The organism is Bilifractor porci (genome assembly GCF_009696005.1).
In the GTDB taxonomy this organism is placed as follows: Bacteria; Bacillota; Clostridia; order Lachnospirales; family Lachnospiraceae; genus Bilifractor; species Bilifractor porci.
Genome location: NZ_VUMV01000010.1, coordinates 21,147 through 45,054, shown reverse-complemented (window position 1 = coordinate 45,054; position 23,908 = coordinate 21,147). Strand labels below are relative to the sequence as shown.

Annotated in this window: 23 protein-coding genes; 7 read left to right on the top strand and 16 right to left on the bottom strand. The window is 51.3% G+C overall.

Features of this window, described 5'->3' with window-relative positions:
- Positions 1-4: 4 nt before the first annotated feature.
- From FYJ60_RS11615 to FYJ60_RS11600, 4 genes are read left to right on the top strand one after another with little or no spacing between them, the layout of a single operon-like run.
- Entirely contained in the window at positions 5-607 is a 603-nt protein-coding gene (locus FYJ60_RS11615; RefSeq protein ID WP_154458838.1) for an ImmA/IrrE family metallo-endopeptidase, read from the top strand.
- Position 608: 1 nt separating this feature from the next.
- Positions 609-1,979 (top strand): Y-family DNA polymerase, encoded by a 1,371-nt coding sequence (locus tag FYJ60_RS11610; protein ID WP_154458837.1) that lies wholly within the window; start codon positions 609-611, stop codon positions 1,977-1,979.
- An 18-nt stretch (positions 1,980-1,997) separates the two neighbouring features.
- On the top strand, positions 1,998-2,462 hold the full coding sequence (locus tag FYJ60_RS11605) for a hypothetical protein (protein WP_154458836.1): 465 nt from the start codon (positions 1,998-2,000) through the stop codon (positions 2,460-2,462).
- A gap of 2 nt (positions 2,463-2,464) precedes the next feature.
- Positions 2,465-3,097: an SOS response-associated peptidase gene (locus FYJ60_RS11600; RefSeq protein WP_154458835.1), complete on the top strand. Its 633-nt coding sequence runs from the start codon at positions 2,465-2,467 to the stop codon at positions 3,095-3,097.
- 72 nt (positions 3,098-3,169) lie between these two features.
- Here the strand turns inward: FYJ60_RS11600 and FYJ60_RS11595 are convergent, their stop codons facing one another.
- The 12 genes from FYJ60_RS11595 to cls all read right to left on the bottom strand — a co-directional run bounded on the left by FYJ60_RS11595 (position 3,170) and on the right by cls (position 16,578).
- Positions 3,170-3,322, bottom strand: coding sequence for a hypothetical protein (locus FYJ60_RS11595; RefSeq protein WP_154458834.1), 153 nt, complete (start codon positions 3,320-3,322; stop codon positions 3,170-3,172).
- Positions 3,322-5,916, bottom strand: a complete 2,595-nt coding sequence (locus FYJ60_RS11590) for an ABC transporter permease (RefSeq protein ID WP_154458833.1) — start codon at positions 5,914-5,916, stop codon at positions 3,322-3,324. Before FYJ60_RS11590 ends, FYJ60_RS11595 begins: the two co-directional genes overlap by 1 nt.
- Positions 5,910-6,611 (bottom strand): ABC transporter ATP-binding protein, encoded by a 702-nt coding sequence (locus FYJ60_RS11585; protein ID WP_154458832.1) that lies wholly within the window; start codon positions 6,609-6,611, stop codon positions 5,910-5,912. The genes FYJ60_RS11590 and FYJ60_RS11585 overlap by 7 nt, the downstream gene beginning before the upstream one ends.
- A gap of 1,310 nt (positions 6,612-7,921) precedes the next feature.
- A complete protein-coding gene (locus FYJ60_RS11580; protein ID WP_205839088.1) occupies positions 7,922-8,890 on the bottom strand; it encodes a DUF975 family protein in 969 nt (322 codons plus the stop codon).
- A 151-nt stretch (positions 8,891-9,041) separates the two neighbouring features.
- Positions 9,042-9,407 carry a NifB/NifX family molybdenum-iron cluster-binding protein gene (locus tag FYJ60_RS11575; protein ID WP_154458830.1) on the bottom strand — a complete coding sequence of 122 codons (366 nt, stop codon included), beginning with the start codon at positions 9,405-9,407 and terminating at the stop codon, positions 9,042-9,044.
- Between the two features lie 4 nt (positions 9,408-9,411).
- Positions 9,412-9,639, bottom strand: a complete 228-nt coding sequence (locus FYJ60_RS11570) for a heavy-metal-associated domain-containing protein (protein ID WP_154458829.1) — start codon at positions 9,637-9,639, stop codon at positions 9,412-9,414.
- A 123-nt stretch (positions 9,640-9,762) separates the two neighbouring features.
- A complete protein-coding gene (gene feoB / locus FYJ60_RS11565) occupies positions 9,763-11,916 on the bottom strand; it encodes a ferrous iron transport protein B (protein WP_154458828.1) in 2,154 nt (717 codons plus the stop codon).
- 62 nt (positions 11,917-11,978) lie between these two features.
- The gene (locus FYJ60_RS11560; protein WP_154458827.1) at positions 11,979-12,200 is read right to left on the bottom strand and encodes a FeoA family protein; all 222 of its coding nucleotides are present in this window, start codon (positions 12,198-12,200) and stop codon (positions 11,979-11,981) included.
- A gap of 149 nt (positions 12,201-12,349) precedes the next feature.
- On the bottom strand, positions 12,350-12,583 hold the full coding sequence (locus tag FYJ60_RS11555) for a FeoA family protein (protein WP_154458826.1): 234 nt from the start codon (positions 12,581-12,583) through the stop codon (positions 12,350-12,352).
- 253 nt (positions 12,584-12,836) lie between these two features.
- Positions 12,837-13,073 (bottom strand): hypothetical protein, encoded by a 237-nt coding sequence (locus FYJ60_RS11550; protein WP_154458825.1) that lies wholly within the window; start codon positions 13,071-13,073, stop codon positions 12,837-12,839.
- 137 nt (positions 13,074-13,210) lie between these two features.
- Positions 13,211-14,764, bottom strand: a complete 1,554-nt coding sequence (gene clpX / locus FYJ60_RS11545) for an ATP-dependent Clp protease ATP-binding subunit ClpX (RefSeq protein ID WP_154458824.1) — start codon at positions 14,762-14,764, stop codon at positions 13,211-13,213.
- 248 nt (positions 14,765-15,012) lie between these two features.
- Positions 15,013-16,578: a cardiolipin synthase gene (cls, locus tag FYJ60_RS11540; RefSeq protein ID WP_235903417.1), complete on the bottom strand. Its 1,566-nt coding sequence runs from the start codon at positions 16,576-16,578 to the stop codon at positions 15,013-15,015.
- A gap of 449 nt (positions 16,579-17,027) precedes the next feature.
- Here cls and FYJ60_RS11535 point away from each other — a divergent pair, with 449 nt between their 5' ends.
- A complete protein-coding gene (locus tag FYJ60_RS11535; RefSeq protein ID WP_154458823.1) occupies positions 17,028-18,392 on the top strand; it encodes a Na+/H+ antiporter NhaC family protein in 1,365 nt (454 codons plus the stop codon).
- A 102-nt stretch (positions 18,393-18,494) separates the two neighbouring features.
- A complete protein-coding gene (locus FYJ60_RS11530; RefSeq protein WP_330579208.1) occupies positions 18,495-19,466 on the top strand; it encodes a Gfo/Idh/MocA family protein in 972 nt (323 codons plus the stop codon).
- 92 nt (positions 19,467-19,558) lie between these two features.
- Here the strand turns inward: FYJ60_RS11530 and FYJ60_RS11525 are convergent, their stop codons facing one another.
- The 3 genes from FYJ60_RS11525 to FYJ60_RS11515 form a co-directional block, all read right to left on the bottom strand.
- Positions 19,559-20,227 (bottom strand): DUF3786 domain-containing protein, encoded by a 669-nt coding sequence (locus FYJ60_RS11525; RefSeq protein ID WP_154458822.1) that lies wholly within the window; start codon positions 20,225-20,227, stop codon positions 19,559-19,561.
- 125 nt (positions 20,228-20,352) lie between these two features.
- Entirely contained in the window at positions 20,353-20,634 is a 282-nt protein-coding gene (locus tag FYJ60_RS11520; protein ID WP_154458821.1) for a metal-sensing transcriptional repressor, read from the bottom strand.
- Between the two features lie 294 nt (positions 20,635-20,928).
- Positions 20,929-21,960 carry a DNA/RNA non-specific endonuclease gene (locus tag FYJ60_RS11515; RefSeq protein ID WP_154458820.1) on the bottom strand — a complete coding sequence of 344 codons (1,032 nt, stop codon included), beginning with the start codon at positions 21,958-21,960 and terminating at the stop codon, positions 20,929-20,931.
- Between the two features lie 487 nt (positions 21,961-22,447).
- On the opposite strand from FYJ60_RS11515, the gene FYJ60_RS11510 reads away from it, so the two are divergent.
- Positions 22,448-22,831, top strand: a complete 384-nt coding sequence (locus tag FYJ60_RS11510; protein WP_154458819.1) for a RidA family protein — start codon at positions 22,448-22,450, stop codon at positions 22,829-22,831.
- Positions 22,832-23,015: 184 nt separating this feature from the next.
- Here the strand turns inward: FYJ60_RS11510 and sdaAA are convergent, their stop codons facing one another.
- Positions 23,016-23,888: an L-serine ammonia-lyase, iron-sulfur-dependent, subunit alpha gene (gene sdaAA / locus FYJ60_RS11505; RefSeq protein ID WP_154458818.1), complete on the bottom strand. Its 873-nt coding sequence runs from the start codon at positions 23,886-23,888 to the stop codon at positions 23,016-23,018.
- Positions 23,889-23,908 lie beyond the last annotated feature (20 nt).

Below are 23,908 nucleotides of genomic sequence, written 5' to 3'. Positions count from 1 at the left end.
GCATATGACCAGAGAAGCAATCACCAGGGCCGCCCGGAGGCTGCGGGATGACAACGGCATCGTCTCCCCGGAGCAGCTGTGCGAAATCATTGACGCATGCCTGTGTCCGGTGCCCATGGGAAAAGACCCGAACAGTATAAAAGGATTTGTGCAGAGGTGCAGCCGTGTCTGCACGGTCGTTGTGAACTCCGACCTTCCGGAAGAACTGCAGGCCATTGTCGAATACCATGAAATCGGCCACATTGTTCTGAGGCACTATGAAAGTCAGAGTTTCTTCCGCTTTCAGGAATTCAGCCTGTTTGACGGCAGATCCGAAAAAGAAAATGAAGCCAATACCTTTGTGGCTGAATATCTTCTGGACGACGAAACGGCAATCCGGCACCTCAGACAGTATCAGGATATCTTCTCCGCCGCCGCATCCCTGCAGGTGCCGCCGGAAATCCTGGCCTTCAAGGCACGTATGCTGAAGCACTACCACCTGATTTCCGCCGACGTCCCCATCACAGTAAACAGCAGCTTTATGGGGAAAATCCGCTTTACCAGGGAAAACCACCGCATCGAGACAGAAGGAGGCGGGCACGACGGACAGAATATACATTGCCATTGACATGAAATCCTTCTACGCTTCCGTAGAATGCAGAGCCCGCGGCTACGATCCCCTGAAGGCTCTCCTGCTTGTGGCAGACGAATCCCGCTCCGACCAGACTATCTGCCTTGCCGTGTCACCGGCTCTCAAGGCAAAGGGCGTGCCGGCCAGGCCGCGGCTTTTCGAGGCGAAACGGGCGATTGCCAGATACGAGCGCCGGCATCACACCCGCCTGGACTACGAGATCGCCGTTCCCCGGATGGCCCTGTACGAAAAGGTCTCCGCCCGGATCTACGCCGTCATCCTGCGGTACGCCGCACCGGAGGACATCCACATCTACTCCATCGACGAATGTTTTATCGACGCCACTCCCTACCTGTGCTTCTACGAAAAACAGGCCGGCGTCTCCGGCGTCCATCCGGCACACGCCATGGCCATCACCATCATCCGGGATATTCAGAAAACAACCGGCATCACCGCAACCGTCGGAATCGGGACCAATCTCTACCTTGCAAAAGTGGCCATGGACATTGTGGCCAAGCGCTCTCCCGCCGACCGGGACGGTGCGCGGATCGCCGAGTTAAACGAGGACAGCTACCAGTATCTCCTGTGGGATCACCAGCCGCTGACCGACTTCTGGATGATCGGACCGGGAAAGGCAAGGACGCTGGCAAAAAATTACCTGTACACCATGGGCGAAATTGCAGAACGGGCAGAGTGGGACGAAGAATTTTTCTACCGCGCCTTCGGGATTGACGGAGAAATCCTGATCGATCACGCCTTCGGCATAGAGCCGGTCACGATGAAGGATATCAAATCCTATCATCCCGACTTCTCCTCGCTCTCCCAGGGGCAGGTTCTGCCACGGCCTTATCCGTTCTCCGAGGCCCGCAACGTCCTTCTGGAAATGATCGAGATGCTCTGCATGAATATGTTCTCCGGCGGGATCACGGCAAGAACCTACACCTGGTGGGTGTCCTATGACTACAAAAGTCTGGAGATATGTCCGGAATACGATGGTCCGACCGTCCCGGACTTTTACGGACGGATTCACCCGAAGCACAGCGGCGGAACTGTGAGAATGCGGGAAAAAACCAACAGCTTCCATACCGTCTCCGCCGGTATCCTTGCCTCCTTCGACCGGAATACCGACCGGCGCCTGCTCTTCCGGCGGCTGGGCGTCTGCGCGGACAAGACAGACCGGGACGACGGAATCTGCCAGATGGACTTATTTACCGACTACGGCTCGCTGGAGAAAGAAAGAAGACTGCAGGGCGCTGTTGCCGGGGTACGCCGAAAATACGGCATGAACGCGGTTTTCAAGGGAAACAACCTGCGGAAAGGAGCCAATCAGCTGGAGCGGAACAGACAAATAGGCGGCCACCGGGCCTGAGCAGGGAAAGGACAAGCCATGCGCACCATAGGATTCATGACCATGCCGGTTGATTTCAAGTACAAAAAAGCACATCATCTGGGACGTCCCAGGCACGAAAAATACAGCGACTTCTGGCGCAGGCATACACCAATGGACCACGTGCGCCGGGCAAAACTCTTCTCCCCGTTTGATGCCCTGCGGGGCTTCGACGAGGCAGTCGAATCGAAAAACATCCGGTATGTGGAGCGGAGCATTCCGGCAGACCTGAACGAAAAACTGCGGCGGCTGCAGGAACTGTCCCGGCCGGTGACGATCCGCTTCTTCGTGCCGTGCACAGATGAAAACAGCGAAGCATTTGAAAAAGGCCTCGGTCTGTACAAAACCGTCAGCGGAACAGTCCGGGACATCAATCCCGTGACGGAGACACTGCGGATAAACGAGACCCTGGTCAGCTTCGAGGATATTGGCGAAATCACAGAAGATTCCGGATCGGAGAGATAAAAATGTGTACAAGATACTACGTGGAACTGTCCCCTGAACTGAGGCCATACGTGGAAAGGGCAAAACATTCGCGGCTGAAAACCAGGATGGTCAGCAGTCTGGGAAAAGAATTCCGGGAAAACGGGGAAATACGGCCCACGGATATGGTCACCGTTATTGCGCCTTCCGCCACCGGCGGGAAGACAGCCTTCCCGATGGTCTGGGGCTACCACATTCCCGGCGTGGACCGGCCTGTCGTGAACGCCAGGGCAGAAAGCGCAAAAGAGAAAAAATCATTTGCAGAGGACTGGCGAAAACACCGCTGCATCATCCCCGCCTCTTACTACTTTGAATGGGAACATTTGAAACGGCCGGACGGAAAAGTAAAAACGGGGCAAAAATACGCCATTCAGCCCAAAGGCTCCTCCGTAACCTGGATTGCCGGACTGTACCGGATGGAAGAAAAAAACGGGCTGCATTACCCGGTATTTACGGTTCTCACCAGAGAGCCCTCCGCAGAGCTCCGGAAGCTCCACAACCGCATGCCGGTAATCCTGCCCGAATCAGTCATTGACGACTGGCTCCTCCCCGGTTCTAATCCGGAAGAAATTATAAACAACGCCCTCACAGATATGGTCATAGAGAGAACAAACTGAAGCTAATATTTCTTCTTGTCCTGCATCTGCCAATACAGGTAATCCTCCCAGCCATCATCGGTAAAATGCAGGTCAATCATTTGCCATAGCCTCCAGGTCTTCCAAAGACTTTGTTACAATTTTCCCCTGCTTCGCCTGAGCCAGGGATTCTTTCAGCCGCTTCTGATTCTCCTCGGAATAAAACAGATCCTGCGGAGCCGCAATGGTAAAAGGAATCCTTGTCATTATTCCACAGCCTTGAGGGACTCAGCCATATTGATGCGGCGGATCTGACGGCGCATCAGAAAATTCACAATCACCGCGAACAACACGGTGATAAGGAGTGACAGCACACAGCTGAGCGGCCGCACCTCGATGTGGTAAGTCATGGTATCAAGAAGAATCCGGTTCATTACTGCATGAGTGCAGAGAATTCCCAGCGGAATGCCAAGCAACCCCGCAAAAAAGGACAGCACCAGGTTTTCCCGAAGAACATAAAAGCGCACCTCCCCCGGAGTAAAACCAAGCACCTCCACTGTTGCGATCTCGCGGCTTCGTTCTTCCAGGTTGATGTTAGTCAGATTGAAGATCACAATAAAGGAAAGTGCCCCGGCAAAAGCAATGATCAGCCAGATGATATAATTCAGGCAGGCCACGGACCGGTCCACTTTAACCCGGCTCTCGGACAGCCTTGTAATACCGGTCACGCAGCTAAGCTTTCCCAGCTTCTCCGCCAGAGACTGTTCCTGTTCGGCAGAGAGATTCTTCGTACACACCAGAAGCGTGTTCGGATTTGCCTCCCCGAAGAGATCCTCCGCGGTCTTTTGCGATGTCAGGATGAAATTTCCGATATAGTTGACAAAGGTATGCCCTGCCTGAAGCGTCAGCGAATCTTCCGAAATTGTGAACTTCGTTCCTTCCGACAGTCCGAGCTTCTCCGACAGGCGCTTGGATACCAGCGCCGCCCCACCTTCCGGAAGAGACAGCTTTGCGCCGCCCGATACATCCGAAAGGTTCCAGAAACCGGACAGATCCGCGTCGTTCTCAAAGGCATAGAGGCTGACGGAGTTCATAGCCGCCTCTTTGGAGGAAACATCCACGATCTTGCTGAAGGAAGGCAGAACCTTTGTGACGTCCTCCTCTTCTCTTACCGCCTTCACAATGTCCGCCAAGGGTATCTGGTCTGTATCAATCGTACACTCAAGCTGATAAGTCTGCACACCATCGTACTGCTGACTTCCGATATGGGCCATGGAGTCCCGGACGCCAAACGCCGTAACCACCAGGGCACCGGAACAGCCGATGCCCGCCAGCATCATGAGCATCCGGATCTTATACCGAAGCATATTCCGGAGCGTCGCCTTACGGAGAAATGACAGCTTCCTCCAGATCGGAGCGCAGTACTCAAGAAGGATCCGCTTTCCGGGCCTCGCCGACCTGGGACGAATCAGAGATGCCGGAGTCTCCCGCATCACCCGCGCGCAGGCCGCCAGAGTTCCGAGACCAATGGAAAGAACCGTGACGAGAAGTGTCACAATGGCCAGTTTTCCGTCAAATATATACCGGAGTCCGATAAAGTCGTAAAGTGTGGAATATGCCGCCCAGAATCCCCGTGGCAGGAAATAGGTTCCGAAGAAAAAGCCTCCCGTCCACCCGAGAATCGCTGCGCTTAATGCATACCGCAGGTACTTGCCCGTGATGGCAGTTTCCGAGTATCCGAGAGCCTTGAGCGTTCCGATCTGGCCGCGTTCCTCCTCCACCATCCGAAGCATGGTCGTCACACACACCAGCAGAGCAATCATGATAAAAAACAGCGGGAAAATATTCGCAATCGAGTGAATGATTGAGGTGTCGCTCTCAAAGCTCACATACCCCGCGTTTTTGCTACGAGTAAGCACGTATACCTTCGGTTCCTCTACGACATTTTCTTCATCCCCAGCCGCCGCCATTTCTTCTGCGTATGCAGAGGATGCCGCCGTTGATGCCCCTTCCGACGTCGCTGAGCCTGTGCCGGATGCCTGGGATGCCGCCGCTGCAGCCGCTTCTTTGATCTCAGAAAGTATGTCCTCGTACCTGCTCTGCGAAAGAGTCTTCGCCTCCTGCTCTACATTGCCCTGATATTTTTCTATCAGATCCTCATATTTCTCCCCGAAAATTTCAGCCGGCGCCTTCCCTGTACTGTCAGGGTTCAGCACCAGATCTGCCCCGGTATAATAATCGGAAGTGAAATTATCCGCAGGAAGATAGAGATAACCCCCACGCTCTCCCGTACCGTCGGAAGCACTCCCTCTGTCGGAAGAGAGAAACAGCGGCGAATTGACAAGGCCGACAATCGTATATTCTTCATTTGCGAGAAGATCCCTTGTGTCCGCATCATTATCCGTTGAAACCGTTATGTTCTTTCCGATATCGCCCTCCGAGAAGGCGCGGTGATCCGCAAGACATTCCGTATCCTTTTCGGGCAGACGTCCCGCATACAGACTCGGAATGTTGATTTTCTCCGGAAGAGACAGAACCTGATAGTCCTTTACTGTCCCTGCAAAATCTAAGATCACATCCGCCGTCTTTTCCCCTTCCGCATCATAGATCCCGGAAACCTCTCCCAGCTTATTGATGTCTTCCTGAGAAAAACCAAGGGTGGAATATATCCTGTAGTCATACATGTTCGCAGCCGCGAGATACCGGCCTGCCGCATCCCACATCTGCCCCTTTGTCACCTTGAGCCCCGACAGAAAGCCTACGGACAGCAGCACAATCAGAAGAATCGCAAAATACCTCTTTTTCTGAGCAAGAATGCTGCGGCGCGCCAGTTTCCCTGCTGTTTTCCCCTGCCTCACCATTCAAGTTCCTCAGCTTTCTTCGGATGCTCATTCACTCCGTCCGCCACAATCCGCCCGGACTGAATCCGGAGAATCCGGTCTGCCATCTGGGCAATCGCGGAGTTGTGGGTGATCATAAGCACGGTAGTCCCGTTCTCCCTGCCTAGATCGTACAGCATCTTCAGCACTGCCTTACCGGTCACAAAATCCAGCGCACCCGTAGGCTCATCGCACAGAAGCATCCTCGGATTCTTGGCGAGAGCCCTGGCAATCGCAACCCGCTGCTGCTCCCCTCCGGAGAGCTGGGCAGGAAAATTTTCCATCCGTTCAGAAAGGCCGACCATATCCATGGCCTTTTCCGCCGGGATCGGATGGTCGCAGAGCATCGCCGCAATCTCCACATTTTCGAGAGCCGTCAGGCTGGGGATCAGATTGTAGAACTGAAAGACAAAACCCACATCCCTGCGCCGATAATTCACAAGCTCCCTCTCCTTCATGGCAGAAACCTCTCTCCCGTCAAAAAGAATGGTTCCGGAGCTTGCCCGATCCATGCCTCCCAACAGGTTCAGAAGTGTCGTCTTGCCGGCGCCGGAGGCACCCAGAAGAACACAGAATTCACCCTCCTTCACGGAAAAAGATACATCATCGAGGGCATGAACCGCTCCCGCTCCCTGTCCATAGGTCTTGTATACGTGTTCAAAGCAGATCAGTTCCATGGACACCTCCAAAGCGGTATGATAAAGATTTTCTTGATTTTAAAGCAGGCGCCTGCACCACGCTGTAATCATCTAATCAATATTGTTCCAGAACTGCAAAAAGACAGCGATTTCTTTTTATATGAATTCATTGTAGCAAAGAAGCCTGACTACTTCTATCGTTTATTGAAAATACCCGCAAATTCTCATAATCTCCGTCATTGAATGGATAGTATTATTTTTTCTGCTGCAAACCTGGAGGTGCATGTACACGAAACAATTTTGCAAGCGCTTCCTCCCGAAAAAACAATATTCAAAGAAATTGTCGTGCTGTATAGCGATCCGTCCAAAACAAAAACGTATCTATGTATCCCAAATATGCCTCTTGGGCTGAAATCCTTCATAAATAATCCGCCGGATCAATCCGAAGGATGGGCAAGATCATTACGGTTGGCGACAATCTTGTCGCCAAAGATTCCGAAAAGACAATATCTATAACAGTAAAGTTCTTGCCTTACAATTCTTATTGCTGTTTTCCGGGTTTATCTGCATTGTCCGAAGCTGTGGTTTCTGGATATGTCCATTTTCCACAGATTAACCAAATTTCATAAGCATAAAGCCATGTAATAATCCATGGGACAAATACATGTGCTAACGATTTTTGCGAATTCCACTTATCTTGTGCAGGATCATACACGCATAATCTTGTATGACCCTTTTCATCCTTGTCCCCGTAGATATGATGAGGTTTGTTCCCTTCATATAACTCAAGATCAGGATCAACCAGCCATACTTTCGGGGAATCATATATCTGATAAAAAACGCGAACTACATACTCTCTACTATACTCTGAAGGCTGAAGTCTAATTTGGCAGTCAACCGCATCCTGTCGCCTGCTGATATAAGTGATTCTATCATGATCGTGAATATAAGACCCGCTTTCTGCTGGGCAATCATCAGCGGATTAATTCTTTGAAACTTCGCCATGATAATGATGATTTGCAGCTACCGCAATAGTTCCGACTTTTGAAAGAGTCCCTGTTGACGCGTTTACTTTCGTCGCTCCAGTTGCGACGCCTGTAGCGGTAGCCGTTCCTATCGCTGCAAATACCCTCTTTCCGTTTTCTCCGGCTAAGCTCGGATTCTCAATATAGTAACGGCCATTTCTTTTATGCTCATCAATATACTGTTCTGCACCAGCAAGAAAGGATTTCAAGGCATTCCGTTTTACGTCATTTAAGCAAAAAAACGCCCATGCCGGTACATTTGATCTGTACCGGTATAGACGTTTTTTTACTGGAAAATGATTTAATTATCTCTGCCAGCGCCCTTTACTGGATATTGCTTTCCTGCGTATTGTTCTCCTGGGTATTGCTTCCCTGAATATTATTCTCCTGGACATCGTTTCCCTGAACATTGTTCTGCTGCGGGTCGTTTCCGACCGGTGTGTATCCTGCGTCCATAGCCTGTGAACCTGGGTTCTGCCCATATCCTTGATATCCTTGATATCCTTGGGATGCCTGCTGACCGTTCCATGTCTGGAAGGAACTGCCGCTGCCCGGTCCCATGCCGCCGAAAACAGGTCTCTCTATGGTAATCGCATCATAGAGCGCCGCTGCTGTCTGTTCAAAATACGGCTGTACATAAAAGAGTCCGACCAGACCGCCTGTTATGCCGGACAGGAAGAACCATAAAATAAAGGAAAGATCCAGAACAAACGCCTTCCATTTATTTCCGTCCATCAGACGTCTGCTTGTCTCAAACGCCTGCTCCATAGGCATATCCGGGTACTGCGCAAGCAGGTACGGGATCATTCTGTATTCATAGGATTTTACAATTCCCGGAATGACAAAGAGGAGTGACCACAGAAACGTATAAAGATCACGAAAAAACATGGTTTTCACCGCGTTTTTATAGGAGTGGTCAAACGAAAATGCCAGTTCCCGGATTTCTGCCTTTTCATGCAGGTTGGTGTAAAAGAATCTCCGGATTCCCACAACCAGCGGATTGATCAGGAATATATTCACAACCAGCGCAACCGCGATAATAATAAGTACGACCACCAGAATCACACCGACGGCCATTGCCGCAAACATGGGAGAAATCCCCATTTCACTGAAAAAGTGATAGGAGCCGTAGTCCCCCGTCCCCTCCATAAATGAGCTGCTGTTACGTGCGCCGCCGGCGCCGTACAATCCTCCTGCAATCAGGCTGAGAATCAGCGCGGCAAGCACCGTTTTCCAGTAGTTTGCGCGCACCACTTCCTTTGCCCGGTTCTTCAGGCCTGCTCTCGTCCACATACACATTTCCTCCGTTTGATGGAATTTTTCTGCTGTGTTGACAGTTCTATGTAATCATAACATATCCATGCCAATTATTTTTCACAAAAGAACAGCCCGAATTCTCTGTTTTATTGCCGGGCTTTTGAAATCAAGCCTTTGTGCTATGCTGTTAAACAGTTTCTGTTTTTCCTGCAAGCCAGGCATGGAAGGCCGCTCCCGGTCCTCCGTCGAAGATACAGCATTTTATTTGATACCGCTTTAACTCATGCAGGGCTTTCGGGCCGAATCCGCGGCTGACCACATAATCCGTCTTCAGTTTCCGCAGGGTATCCACTGCTGTGGCCAATTTTCCATCGGGCAGCGAGAGCATGTTTTTACGAACCTTTTTCCCGTTGATGACCGTATAGAACTCAAAATACATGGTCTTTTCAAAGTACGGCACCTGTCCGTTCCCCTCATAGGCCACTGCCACGAATTTTGTCTGCGGGGTCTTGGGAAGCAGCATTTGCTTTTCTTTTTTCTTTCTGAAGAACATGTTCCTATACCTGTTTTTCTACTACATTGGTCATTGTATAGCCGATGTTTGTGATACTCTGCCGGAGCGCGGTCTCATTCAGCTTCTGCTCGGTACGGAAGGCAGCCAGTTTTTTCCGGCGGGAGGCTTTCACCTTTTTGGCATCCGGAACTGCCTTCCGAATCGTATCTGCGATGTGCGTCTCACACATCCCGCACATCATTCCTTCTATTCCGACCTGATATTCATACATAATTGATATCTCTTTCTCTAAACAATGCTATTTCCATTCGATGATATGAAATCGGACGTGTACAGAAAATGGCCGGAATCCTGCGATTTCCGGCCGTTCTGAAATTTCGTCGTCTGTGTGTGGTCAGGCGCCTGCTCTTGCTACATTTTCCGCTGTTTTCTTCGGTGCGGGTCTGCATACTGCCCAGACAACGAAGACGATCAGCAGAATGGCCACAAGGGTGCCCATATTAAATCCGCCGCCGGTGAAGAAGCTTCCCATCTGGTAAACAATGAGCGCCAGACCATAACCGACTGCCATCTGGAAGCCGAAGGTGATCCAGCCCCATTTCCGGGAGCCCTGCTCACGAAAGGCTGTGGCAATGGCTACCAGGCAGGGAGCATCAAATACGTTGAACATGGTGAAGGCAAGGCCCACGACTGCGCTTCCTCCGAACATACTGTAAATGGCGGAAGAAACCGCTGTCTCTGCGTCACTGGTGGCATGCGCAAGCATGCCCAGGGTGCCGACTGCCTGTTCCTTTGCCAGTTCCGCGGAGATGGAAGCCACAGCACCCTGCCAGGTACCAAGGCCGATCGGCGCGAACAGCACTGCAAAGAACTGTCCGATATAGTACATAAAGCTCTGATCCATGTTTTCATCCGCCAGGATCTGCATGGACGGACCGAAGTGCATCAGGAACCACAGGACGACCGTAACCGGGAAAATAATGGTTCCGGCTTTGATAATGAAGGCTTTGCCTCTCTCCCATACGTGGATCAGCACGCCCTTGGCAGTGGGTACATGGTAAGCCGGCAGCTCCATGACAAAGGGAGCCGGATCTCCGGCGAAATAGCCGGTCTTTTTCAGGGCGATACCAGCCAGAACAATGACGCCAAGGCCAATGAAATACATAGCCGGCGCGAACCATGCGCTGCCGTGGAAGAAGGTGATCGCCATCATGGCAATAATTTCCATCTTTGCGGAACAGGGCAGATAAGTTGCCAGCATGATGGTCATGCGGCGGTCTTTCTCGTTCTCAATGGTACGGGAAGCCATGATAGCCGGAACACCGCAGCCGGTTCCGATCAGCATGGGGATAAAGGATTTTCCGGACAGTCCGAAATGACGGAACAGGCGGTCCATGATAAACGCGACACGGGCCATGTAGCCGGAGTCCTCCAGCAGACTCAGGAAGAAGAACAGGATCAGCATCTGCGGCACGAATCCGATGACTGTGCCGACACCGCCGATCACGCCGTCAACCAGCAGTCCTTCCAGCCAGGGAGCCGCTCCTGCCGCTTCCAGTCCCGCGGATGCCCATCCGGAGATCCAGGTTCCGAACAGCACGTCATTGGTCCAGTCTGTCACGATGGTACCAATGGTCGTTACGGAAATATAGTAGATCAGGAACATAATCCCCGCGAAGATCGGCAGAGCAGCGATCCGGTTCGTGACCACTTTGTCGATTTTATCGGAAACGGTCAGCTGGTCTTTCGACTGTTTTTTCTTTACCATCCTGTCCACGATCCGCTGAATGTAATCATACCGCGCGTTGGTGATGATCGACTCCGTGTCGTCATCCAGCTCTTTTTCGCAGTCCTTGATATGCCCCTCAATATGAGCCATAGTCTGTTTGTCCATGTTCAGTTTTTGGGCAATCAGGGAATCCCTCTCAAAAAGCTTCACAGCATACCAGCGGACCTGATTGTCCTCCACCTTGTTCTCGATGGATTCCTCAATATGCGCCAGCGCGTGCTCTACCGGCCCATCGTAAACATACGGAACTCTTGGGTCTCTCTCTTTCGATTTTTCTGCCACCTTCAGGCATTTCTCCACAGCCTCCATCGTTCCCTGCCCATGGAGTGCGGTAATAGGAACGATCTCGCACCCGATTTCTTTACTGAGTGCCTGCAGATCAATCTTTGTTCCGGTCTTCTCTACCACGTCCATCATGTTGACGGCGACGACGACGGGAATTCCGATCTCCAGAAGCTGGGTGGTAAGATACAGATTCCTCTCCAGATTTGAGCCATCCACAATATCCAGGATGATATCCGGCTTCTCATCGATCAGATAATTCCGGGAAACGACCTCCTCCGGGGAGTACGGGGAAAGAGAATAGATACCGGGAAGATCCTCGATGATCACATCCTTATGCCCCTTCAGTTTTCCTTCCTTCTTCTCAACGGTTACGCCGGGCCAGTTGCCGACGTACTGAGTACTTCCGGTCAGATCGTTAAACAGCGTTGATTTTCCGCAGTTCGGGTTCCCGGCAAGTGCGATTTTCAATGCCATAACAGCCTCCTCATCAATGGTTCTTTTGTATTCACTAACAATATGAAGTATTTCCCCTCAGGTTACTCTACTTCAATATTGGAAGCTTCATCTTTTCGAAGCGAGAGCTCGAACCCTCTCACGGTTACCTCGATAGGATCTCCCAGAGGTGCAACTTTGCGGACATAAATTTCTGTTCCCTTGGTGATGCCCATATCCATGATCCGGCGTTTCACTTTGTCTGTGCCATGAATCTTTACGACATTCACCGTACTCTTCATCGGTGCATCCTTTAATGTTGCCATTTCTCTTTTCTCCTTTATCCTCATGTATTTTCTTTTCCTGTCCGGCAGGCAGAAGCAAAACCTCTCTGCCGCGCAGGGTAGAATGCCTGCGGAATCTGCTCCCCTCTTTATTTGTTGATATTGCTTGCAGGGGACGTCTTTCTTTTGTCTCAGAACTTGGAATTCAACTTATCCGTCCTGACCTTGGAAGCCATTTCCCTGGTGATGGCCAGCTTGGTTCCTTTTAGATCAATGATCATATCTCCGTTGTGGGAAGAGATGACCCTGAGCGAAGCGCCGGGAACAAACCCCAGATCTCCCAGATGCTTTTTTACCTCTTCCGATCCGCCAACCTGCTGAATCATCAGATTGTCTCCGGCTTCGCCAAATGTAAGTGGAAACATATGCGATCTCCTTTCCTATCCTGCCCTTCCATATAACGCCATAAGCGGGATCCTACTGCAGCTATCTGCATGATACCAATGTCAGATACGCAAGCATAATATATGTCAAGCTAAATAATTGTTAATTTTAACTAACCATTATTCTCAAGAAAAGGCTCATCTGCTCTTCCCGGAGGAATGCAGGAGCCCCTTTTTTGAAAATCCGCTCTGCGATCAGGAACCGGCTGCGGTTTGTGCGGTACCTGTCGTGAAATCAGGAATGTGTCCCGGCTTTGCTGTTTGACCCTCTTGTCTCTTCCCAGAGCTGATTCAGCTTCTGATCCCGATAATAACCTTCCCGGATTTCTCCGGTGTGGCTGCAGTGTGCTTTATGACAGGAAGAGCTGTTCCCTCCACAGGTATCACAGGGATTCGGATTTTTTATTGCACCGCGGATGGCCAGAATAACCAGTGCGACGATAATCGTAACAATAATAACGTTTACTGCCATAAGCTTCCTCCTCTCTGATCTGAATAATTGGCGAAACCAATCCTCATAATTAAACCTTTGATATTGAAATTAGATTCTCTTAACACAAATATAATAATATTAACTGCAAAAGAAATCAAGTACTTTCGCCAGTTTTTTTAATCTCCGGACTTCTGCGGCACGTTCTCGCTGCGCATGATAATCCTGGGTCCGCCGGTGTGTTCCACATATTCTTTTGTGATGACGACTTCTCCGATGTCCGGATCCTTGGGGATTTCATACATGATATCAAGCATAAAATCCTCTATGATGGACCGCAGGGCGCGGGCTCCTGTGTCCTTCTCCAGCGCCTTTTTCGCGATGGCATGCAGAGCGTCATCCTCAAAGGTCAGCTTCACCTCATCCAGTTCCATCAGCTTCTGATACTGCCGGAGGATGGCATTCTTCGGCTCTTTCAGGATCTTGACCAGCATATCCTCGGTCAGACTCTGAAGCGCAAATACAACCGGGAGTCTCCCCAGGAATTCCGGAATCATACCGAATTCCCGCAGATCATCCATCGTTACCTTCTGCAGAATATCCGGGTCTTTGTCCGCGGCGTCCCGCAGCTCCGCCTGGAATCCCATGGAGGCGCTTTTGGTCAGTCTTTCACGGATGATGTCTTCCAGGTTCGGAAAAGCACCGCCGCAGATAAACAGAATGTTTTTCGTATTCACGGTTTCCAGCGGCACCATGGCATTCTTGCTGGTTGCCCCGACCGGGACTTCTATCTCACTTCCCTCCAGCAGTTTCAGAAGGCCCTGCTGAACCGCTTCTCCGCTGACATCCCTCTGGTTTGTATTTCTTTTCTTCGCAATTTTATCAATTTCATCGATAAAGATAATACCGTGCTCTGCCCGCTCCACATCGTTGTCCGCCGCGGCCAGAAGCTTGGAAACAACGCTCTCGATATCATCTCCGATATATCCGGCTTCTGTCAGGCTGGTTGCGTCTGTAAGTGCCAGCGGAACATCCAGAAGTTTTGCCAGTGTCTGCACCAGGTAGGTCTTGCCGGAACCGGTGGGTCCGATCATCAGCATATTGGATTTCTGGATCTCCACGCCGTCTTTTTTCTCTTCCTCCGGATCCTGGAGAATCCTCTTATAGTGATTATAGACGCCGACAGCCATGACCTTCTTTGCGTGTTCCTGCCCGATTACATACTCGTCCAGCTTGGCCTTTATCAGATGCGGAGCCGGAATGTCTTTCATGGTCATCTTCTTTTTCGGTGCAGAAGATTTCTCCGTCTCTTCCTTTTTCTTTCTGCGATTCTGCGGAACACCCAGACCAAGGCTGGAAAGGTCGATCATCTGGATATTGCCGGGCATATTCTGCAGAAGGTTCTGGAGGTTCCCGCTCTGCATGCTGTTCTGAACACTGTCCATGCCCTTCTGCATGCAGTCTCTGCAGATGCACATGCCGCCTGGCATTTCGATCAGCCTGCCGGTCTTGCTCTCCGGGCGGCGGCACATCATACAAAACCGCTCCTTCTGCCTTGTCTTTTCCTCATCTTCCGCATCCCGATCCTGCTTGCTGTTATCCCTGCTCTCTCCGGAAGAATCTTCGTCTGCCGTCTCTCCGGATTCCATACGTCCTCCTTCTGTGCTTTCTTCCTCTTTTTCTTCCTCCGTGACTTCCCGGTAGTCTCCGTCTATATAGTCATTGTCTGTCATGGTCTTCCCTTTCTGTCCTCTTTCTGTTCTTTTGTCCTATTTTTTTGAAATAAATATCTGATTGAGAATCCGTGTTAACTTATCAAACACCTATCTGTTTCCTGTCTGCGCAGATGACAGAAGCGGGGCGGCAAGCCGGTGCAGCTCCGGCGCTCCCTCTTTCTGTCCGTCCTCCGAGATGTTGCAGGAGTGGAGCGGCAAAACGGTGCAGTTCCGGCGTTCTCTTTTTCTGTCCGTTCTCCGGGATATTACAGAAGCGGTGCGACAAACCGGAGCATGGCGCGCACGCTTCGCTGAACAATATTCTGCGCTCCCTTTCTGTAGTGGTCGGTAACCTCCCTGGATTCGGAGAACATCGTCTCAAAATCCTGATGAATCTCTTCCACAATTTTACAGTGATGAAACAGCACTCCGTTCTCGAAATGAAGGTACAGGCTCCGGTAGTCCAGGTTGATCGTGCCGACCGTGGCGGAAACATCATCCGCAATGCTCATTTTGGCATGACAGAAGCCCGGTGTGTACTCATAAATACGGACACCTCCGCGCACCAGTCCCGCGTAATAGGAACGCGTCTCCTGATAGACCATTTTTTTATCCGGTATTCCCGGTGTGATGATGCGGACGTCCACCCCTCTTTTTGCCGCGCCGACAAATTCCCGCTTCATCTCGTCTGTGATGAGCAGATAAGGCGTAACAAACCATGCGTAATTCTTTGCTGTACGCAGGATATTCATGTAAACCTCTTCCCCGGTCGGCTCATCATCCAGAGGACTGTCCGCATAGGGCTGAACGTAGCCTGTCTCCTTCGCGTGGTAAGGGACGGCTGTCAGAAAGCGCTCACCGCGCTCGATATTGATATTTTCCGACATAAGTCCCCACATTTCCATGCAGATCACCGTCAGTGTCCTGACTGCGTCTCCCTGCAGCCGGACGCCGGTGTCCTTCCAGAACCCATAGGGCTGCGTAAGATGGAAATACTCATTTGCCATGTTGTAGCCGCCGGTGTAACCGATTTTTCCGTCTATCACCATAATTTTCCGGTGATCCCGGTTGTTCATGAAAATATTCAGGAAAGGAAGCACCGGATTAAAACGCTGGCAGTGGATGCCGTAACTCTCCATTTCCCGTGTAAAGCGGGAATCCAGAAATGTTATGCTGCCGATATCATCGTAGGTGATACGGATCTCCACCCCCTGAGCCGCTTTTCTTTTCAGGATCTCCAAAACACGCTGAAACGCCCCGTTTCTCTCTATAGCGAAATACTCCATAAAGATAAACTGCTCCGCCGATTCCAGATCCTTCAGCTGCGCCTCGAAAGCAAGCGCGGCATCCGGGAAGAACTGGACGTCTGTATTCTGATACACCGGAAACCGACAGGTTTTCAGCAGGTAATTAGACGTTCCCGCTGCCCTCAGGTCCTCCTTTTCCAGGCGTTCCATCACCTCCTGCTGCTGTTTGAGCCTGCCAAACAGCATATGATCCACCTTTTCAAAGCGGACTCTCATCCGTTTTGTGGAATTTCTTCTCCCCATAATCGCGTAGAAAGGAATTCCCAGAACCGGAAACACCAGAACCATGATGATCCAGAACATCCGGTAGGACGCATTCATGTGCCGTGCGCTGATCGTCAGCGCAAGCACCAGAGCGCCGGACGTAATGACCGTAGAAAGCCAGGGCACATGGGACTCCAGAAATGTGATCAGATAGTAGATCCACACAAACTGAAGCGCAATCAGAAGGACCACAAAAAACAGACGGACGATGCTGTTTTTTGTTGCTGTTTTCTGCTCTACCCGCATTTTTTCACTGTTCATGAAACTGCCTCTCCTCCAGCCGTTTTCCGCAGAACGGCTGCCCTGCCGCTGCTGTTTTCATGAGATGCTGACCGCTGGCTTATTTTTTCCGGCTGCTTTTATAAAGCACTATCCGTCGGAGTGTTCTTTTCTGTTTTTATATAGCATTATCCGCTGATATGTTTTCTGTAATCAGTGCTGTGTCCCTTCTCTCCGGAAGAAGCATCCTCTGCCCGTCCCGGGAAAGGAACGCTTACCGAGTATCATAACACAACTTCCGGGCAGAGAAAACTTACGCGTTTCGTGATCGCGCCGATTTTTGAAGCGCGCGGTTTTTTAGAGTGGATGTGCCTCCGGAAACATGCTGATGGCGGCGCCATTCCATTTATCTGCTTAAAATCAGGTATGCCTCGGCAGCTTTGTATGATAAGATAACATATAGTATTTTATTTTGAAGGGGGTAACATGAAATGAGCAATTTAGCGGAGAATCCGCAGGGTTCCGGCAAGAAGCCAAACCCGAAGGCGCTGACGCCGATTCTGGTTTTTCTGATTCTTTATCTGGGCACCGGTATTTATTTTGAGTACATACACCCGCAGGACGGTCAGATGGGCTTTTATGTGATGTCTGTTGTCGTAGCTTTCGGGCTTGCCCTGATTGTCGCCTTTTTGCAGAATCCTTCTCTCTCCTTTGACGAGAAAATCCACATCTGCGCAAAGGGAATCGGGGACGACAACATTACCATTATGCTGTTTATTTTTCTGATGGCCGGCGCCTTCAGCGGCATTGCGCAGGAGGCCGGAGGTGTGGAGAGCACGGCGAATATGCTGCTGAACATTATTCCCGGCCGTTTCGCTATTCCCGGTCTTTTTGTGATCTCCTGCCTGATCTCCATGGCCATGGGCACCAGCGTGGGAACCATTACCGTCCTGGTTCCGATTGCGGCATCGGTGGCGCAGACCGCCGGTTTTAATCTCCCTCTCTGTGTGGGCACCGTGGTCGGCGGAGCCATGTTCGGCGACAACCTTTCTTTTATTTCCGACACAACGATTGCCGCTACCAAAACACAGGGCGTTGCCATGAAAGATAAGTTCCGGACCAACATTAAAATCGCCCTGCCCGCGGCTCTGATCACCCTGGGTATCCTGCTTGGCATCGCGCTTTCCGGCGGTCCCGCCAGACTGGGGGATTATCCTTTTAATATCGGGCTGGCCATTCCCTATTTTGCCGTTCTGATTATGGCTCTTCTCGGCACAAATGTCTTTGTGGTCCTGGGTGTCGGCATTATCCTGTTCCTGATTATGGGAGGTCTTTGCGGAAGCCTTACCTTCGCAAGCGCCTTTTCTTCCATGGGATCCGGCACAACAGGCATGTTTGAGACCATGATCGTGACCATTCTGGTTGCCTCCATCAGCGCCCTGATGGAAGAATACGGCGGTTTTGAAGCGATTCTGGCCTTTATACGGAAATTTTCACACAGCAGGCGCGGCGGCATGATGGGCATTGCCTTTCTGACCGCCCTGATGGATATTGCCACTGCCAACAATACCGTCGCGATTGTGGTGGCGGCGCCCATAGCCAGAACCGTCAGCGCCGAGTACCGAATTCCGCCGCAGAAAACCGCCTCTCTGCTGGACACCTGCTCCTGCATTTTCCAGGGGATTATTCCCTACGGGGCACAGCTTCTGATCGCGGCAAAGCTGAGTAATCTGTCCAGTGTGAGCATTATTCCCTGGCTGTTCTATCCGTTTTTGCTGCTGATCTTTGTGCTGCTCTCCATTCTGTTTGACGGAAGGAAGGTTATTTCCGAAAACAAAGGCGGAAGCAAGGACTGATTCTTCCGCCGTTTTTCCCTTGCGGGAAAACGTCTGACAACGTAATATGAGGATGTTTACAGTATAAAATCAGCAGACAGAATCTAAAAAGGAGAAAACCACATGCTGAAAATGGCAATCATGGGAGCCGGAAATATTGCCGGGAAGATGGCATCTACCATCGCGAAGATGGACTCGGTGGAAGCGTATGCCGTCGGCGCAAGAGATCTGGAAAGAGCGCAGAAATTTGCAGACACCTATGGTTTTAGAAAGGCCTACGGCAGTTATGAGGAACTGGCCGCAGATCAAAACATCGACCTGGTTTATGTTGCCGTTCCGCATTCCCACCATTTCCGAGCCGCCCGACTGGCCATCGAAGCCGGGAGGAATGTGCTCTGTGAAAAATCTTTTACGGTAAATGCCAGTCAGGCGGAAGAACTGATCCGGATGGCAGAAGAAAAGGGTGTCCTGATCACAGAAGCTATCTGGACCCGGTACATGCCTTCCAGGCAGATCATCCAGGAACTTATCCAGAACGGGGCTATCGGTGATCTGCGGTCTATCTACTGCAATCTCTGCTATAAAATTGATCAGGTTGAGAGGATCACAGATCCGAATCTGGCGGGAGGCGCCCTTCTTGACCTGGGCGTTTACGGCGTCCATTTTACCCGGATGATCCTGGGAGACGCAGAGCCCGAAATCGAGACATCTGCCGTGTTCGATCACGGTGTGGATATGGCGGAAACAATCACGATGAAATATCCCGGAAACATTCTGGTCAGCATGCAGTTTGACGCAACCTGCGCCTCTGACCGGATCGGCATTCTGATGGGCACCAGGGGATATATGGAGATCCAGAACATCAACAATCCGGAGGAAATCCGTGTCTATGATGAAAATCACCGGCTGACTGCCGTTCACCCGGTTCCCGAACAGATTACCGGCTATGAGTATGAAGTGCTTTCCTGTGCCGACGCCATTGCCTCTCACAAACTGGAATGCCCGGAGATCCCGCATTCCGAGACAATAGCGGTGATGAAAATACTGGATCGGATTCGTAAGATCTGGAAGTATGAAATTCCCGATGTGCGGTGAATCTACCGCCTTTTCCATAATACTGGTACAAGGGAAAAACCGGCAGATTCTTCCGAATTCCGAACACACGGCCATAAGCGGCAGCGGCTTTTTTACCGGCTGTAGGGGTTGGCGACAGCCAGCAGCGGCTCTGCCGCGTCAAAGGCATCCATACAGATTTCTATGATATCTGACAGTTCCTCCGCGGAAAATGCTGCCGGGAAATTGCTGGAAAAGAGTATCCGGAGCTTTGGCAGGAGGCTTTCGCTTCCTGCCAGGAAGAGGAACCGGATGTAGAGTCCTTCCAGAAACTCCATCTCGTAGGCAATATCCGCGCCGTAAATCCGCACGGCATTCATTTTTTCCATAATGGCTTCAAATACCTGGAGAACCCTTCCATAACGGTTTTCCATTTTTTTTACGCACTGCTCTTCAAACTGCCGGGAAAGCCTGTCTCCGGACGGAAGTTCCCGGAAAAGCCGGAAGTCCCCGTTCGCCTCGAAAACCGTCCCGTACAGCAGAAACCGAAGAAGCAAAACCCGGAACTTTCGGGATTCCGACAGGTCATAGATATCTTCTCCCTCCAGACAGCGGATGGAAAACTCCGGGAATTTTACCGCATATGCCCGTCCCATAACCGACATTTGGAATTCCTGTTCCGTATAATGATAAGGAACGCCTACCCTGTTCGCAATCCGGAACGGGTCTGCTTTCTGATATTCGCTGATGTAATATTCGCAGAGTTTCTGCTCCTGTATTTTCGGGCTTTCTGCTCTTTCCATCTGTCTGCCTGTCCTCGCTTCTGCGTTTTTCAATCTAAAAAAATGTTCCTGCCGCCATGCCCCGCCTCCAGATATAAAAGATAAAGCATATACATCCTGAGCGCCCCGCCTGCGGGTATGTCGTGTTACTTAATAAACTGGTCAACAGCCCTGTTCAGCTCGTCCAGCGCCTCTTTGTCTCCGCCCTCTGCAAGTTCTTCCAGGCACTGTTTTATATAGTCCTTCAGAATTACCTTTCCTGTATTGTTAATGGCGGCTTTCACGGCCGCAAGCTGTATCAGTACATCATTGTAGCTCCGGCCTTCTTCTACCATTCTCCTGACCATTTCCAGATGGCCGGATGCTCTGGCAAGTCTGTTAACCACAGCCCTTCTGTTTGGATCCCTGTACTCTTTTTCCTCTGCCATTTCCGATTTTTCTCCATTCTTTTCAGTCCGCATGCCATCATCATACCGTCTGTTTTTGTAAAAGACAATCCCGGAAGGATAATCCGGCAGCTGTCCATACAGGGCATAAATCACGTATGCCGGTAAATATAAAAAAAGATCTGCGGAATCGGAGGAAGCAGATCTTTTTTTATTCTCTTTACCTGATGCATCTGTATCGTATCACGGTTTCTTGTCGGGAAGAAGCCGGGGGAGGGGATTCTTCTGCGGATTTTTTGCCTATGAACGCTAACACTCATGACGGTCGTGTGGGATTCACGGATTACAGCGTTTACAGGGTTCGTATCCCTGCTGCAGTGCCTCTTCCCGGCTGGAAAATCCCACCTTGTTAGATTCTGCCATCTCCGCAACACTGGAACAGTCCGGCCTGTGAAACTTCATGGTATTGGAATTTCCAACATACACCATAGTACTGCCCTGCTCCTGCAGATCCTCTGTTTTAGATTTCGGCGCGCTGCCCTGATTCTGCGAATCCTCTGTCTTAGAGTCCGTTGTTCCGGCCTGCCCCTCCTGATCCGCCTGGCCTTCTCCCGTGTATCCCGGCCCGCTGCTTGTTCCGTCCGCATAATCAATGGCAATGCCCGGCTGGACATTGTAGCAGTAGACACAGAACTGTACCCCGGAGCCTTCGTCTTCCACCGACTCCGCCTCCATCAGCACCCCGGAGGCCAGAAGATTGTTTCCTTCAAAAACCGGTGTCACCCGGTAAAGCACATGATTGCCTGTGGCTTTTATGTAATCAGCCACCGTAGTTTCATACGGCAGCATTCCCTGCACATTGAGATAACGGGTTCCCGTGATCAGATTCTTCTCATTCGCGTTTTCCGCGGTTAGCGAATAGGCGATCAGATGACAGCGGTTATAGAGGTAATTCCCGTCTATCCCCGCATATTTGACCAGATGCCATCCTGTGGGTTTTATGTCCCCGATCGCGCCGCGTTTTTCGGTTGGCATCAGTTCCTGCCCGATGCACGCGAACGCTGTTCCGCAGCGGCCCAGACTGTCCAGACTGCTGTACGATTCAAACGCCGCTGCCGAAAAATCTTCCAGACGGAAATACGGCTTGTTTTCATGAACAGTAACGGATGCCTGCTGACTGTAAGCAGGCACCTGGTCCACAGAAAAAGCATCCGAAACCTGTATCTGGTTCGAAACCTTCTGCTCATTTCCGGTTCCGAAAAAAGGGCTGCCGGAGCAGCCCTGAAAGCAGAAAGAAAGTGCCAGAACAAGCAGGACTGCTGCCGATCGGAATCCTCTGCTTTTTCTATTACTTTTTCTTCTTCGCATTTTTCCTCTTCAGCGCTGCCAGCTGGGCCTTCATTTTTTTCTCTGCCGCAGCCTTGCTGTCTTTATTTTTTCCACCGAACTTACTCATTGCTCTCGCCCCTCTCTGCTCTGTTTTTATCGTGCCCACTCAGTATAGTGATTTTTTTCAAACTGTGCAAGTTCCTCTTCCCGGCAGCGCAGACGCTCCCTATAGGCACTAAAAATTCTTTCTCCTGTGCCATAGATATTCGCTGCAGGCATAAGCGTTCTCTGATTAATTAATACTGCCCATAAGCGCTCCCTACAGGCATTAGCTGCTGTGGCATGTATACGTGCAGGAGAAGTCAAGAGTGCTCAAGAGCGGGCAGAGTGGACAGTTCCGTTCTTCGGGATTGACGGATGATTCCTCTGCCTTCTATAATGAGCCATGAGATTTGCGTCTGTTTCCGGCCGTCTGCCGGATACGCAAATTCTCTACCGTACAGTATAACGACAGGAGGAACAAAACATGAGTATAAAAAGCATTCACACCGATAACGCTCCGGCCGCCATCGGCCCGTATTCCCAGGCAGTTACAGACGGGCATACCGTCTATGTCTCCGGTCAGATTCCGATTAATCCGGCAACCGGCGAATTTGCGGGAGCAACGATTGAAGAGCAGGCAAAGCAGAGCCTGACCAACATCAGCAATATTCTGAAGGCTGCGGGAACCGACATGAGCCATGTGGTAAAAACGACGGTGCTTCTGAAGAATATCCAGGATTTTGCCGCGATGAATGAAGTTTACGCCACCTTCTTTACGGCTCCCTATCCTGCACGCTCCGCTTTCCAGGCAGCCGATATTCCCAAGGGCGCGCTGGTTGAAATCGAGGCAATTGCTGTTCTCGACTGAACAGGAAACGTCGGCAGAGCAATACTGCTCCGTTTTTGACTGGACAGAAAATCGCGCCCATATCCAATCATGTCATGAAGCGGGTCAGGGAACCTTGCCGCTTCCTTCTCGGCTGTGGCAAAACCAGCGAGGTTATGCTGCCCTGCCTGCTCCCGACGAAAGAAAAAAGCCCCGGAAAGGGAGCTTACTGCTCTCTTTCCAGGGCTTCGCGTATCTTTTGGCCGGTCTGGGTTGCCGCAAGGCCTCCCAGGCCGGTTTCCCGCAGTTCCGGCACAATGGACCGTCCCACGCTTTTCATGGCGTCTATCACCTCGTCCGGCGGAATCCGGGTCTGTATCCCGGCTAACGTCATTTCCGCCGCCGCCACAGCGTTCATGGTTCCGGTAACATTTCTTTTGACGCAGGGTACTTCCACCAGACCGGCAACCGGATCGCAGACCAGTCCGAGCATGGATGATATAGTCAATGCACAGGCGTTTGCAATCTCCTCGTTCGTTCCGCCCATCAGGTAAACAGCCGCTCCCGATGCCATGGCCGCCGCGGAGCCGATCTCCGCCTGACAGCCTCCCTCCGCGCCGGAGATGCAGAACCGGCCCGCGATAACACCGCCGATTCCTCCCGCCACATAGAGCGCACGGACCATGGAGGAGTCCTCCAGCTTTTTCTCCTCCTGAATGGTCAGAAGAACCGCCGGTATGACGCCGCAGGCCCCGGCCGTCGGTGCCGCCACAATTCTCTTCATACAGGCATTGGACTCCGCCACGCGAAGCGCCCGCACCATCATGCGGTTCAGAAAATCACCGCAGATCGTTGTTCCCTTCTTCCTCCAGGCATCCATTTTCGCGGCATCCCCGCCGGAAAGGCCGCTGGCGGATAGAAGTCCCGGATCGTAGGCGCGGTCGGAATCCGCCATAGCCTTCCAGGTTTGGTTCATCTTCTCCAGCGATTCCTCCCTGGTGATTCCCTCTTCCTTGCAGTCATCCTCCAGAACGACCTCCCAGAAAAGCTTCTTCTCTCTGCTGCAGGTCTGCAGGATTTCTTCCAGAGACTGAAACATGCTTCTACCTCCCTTTGCCG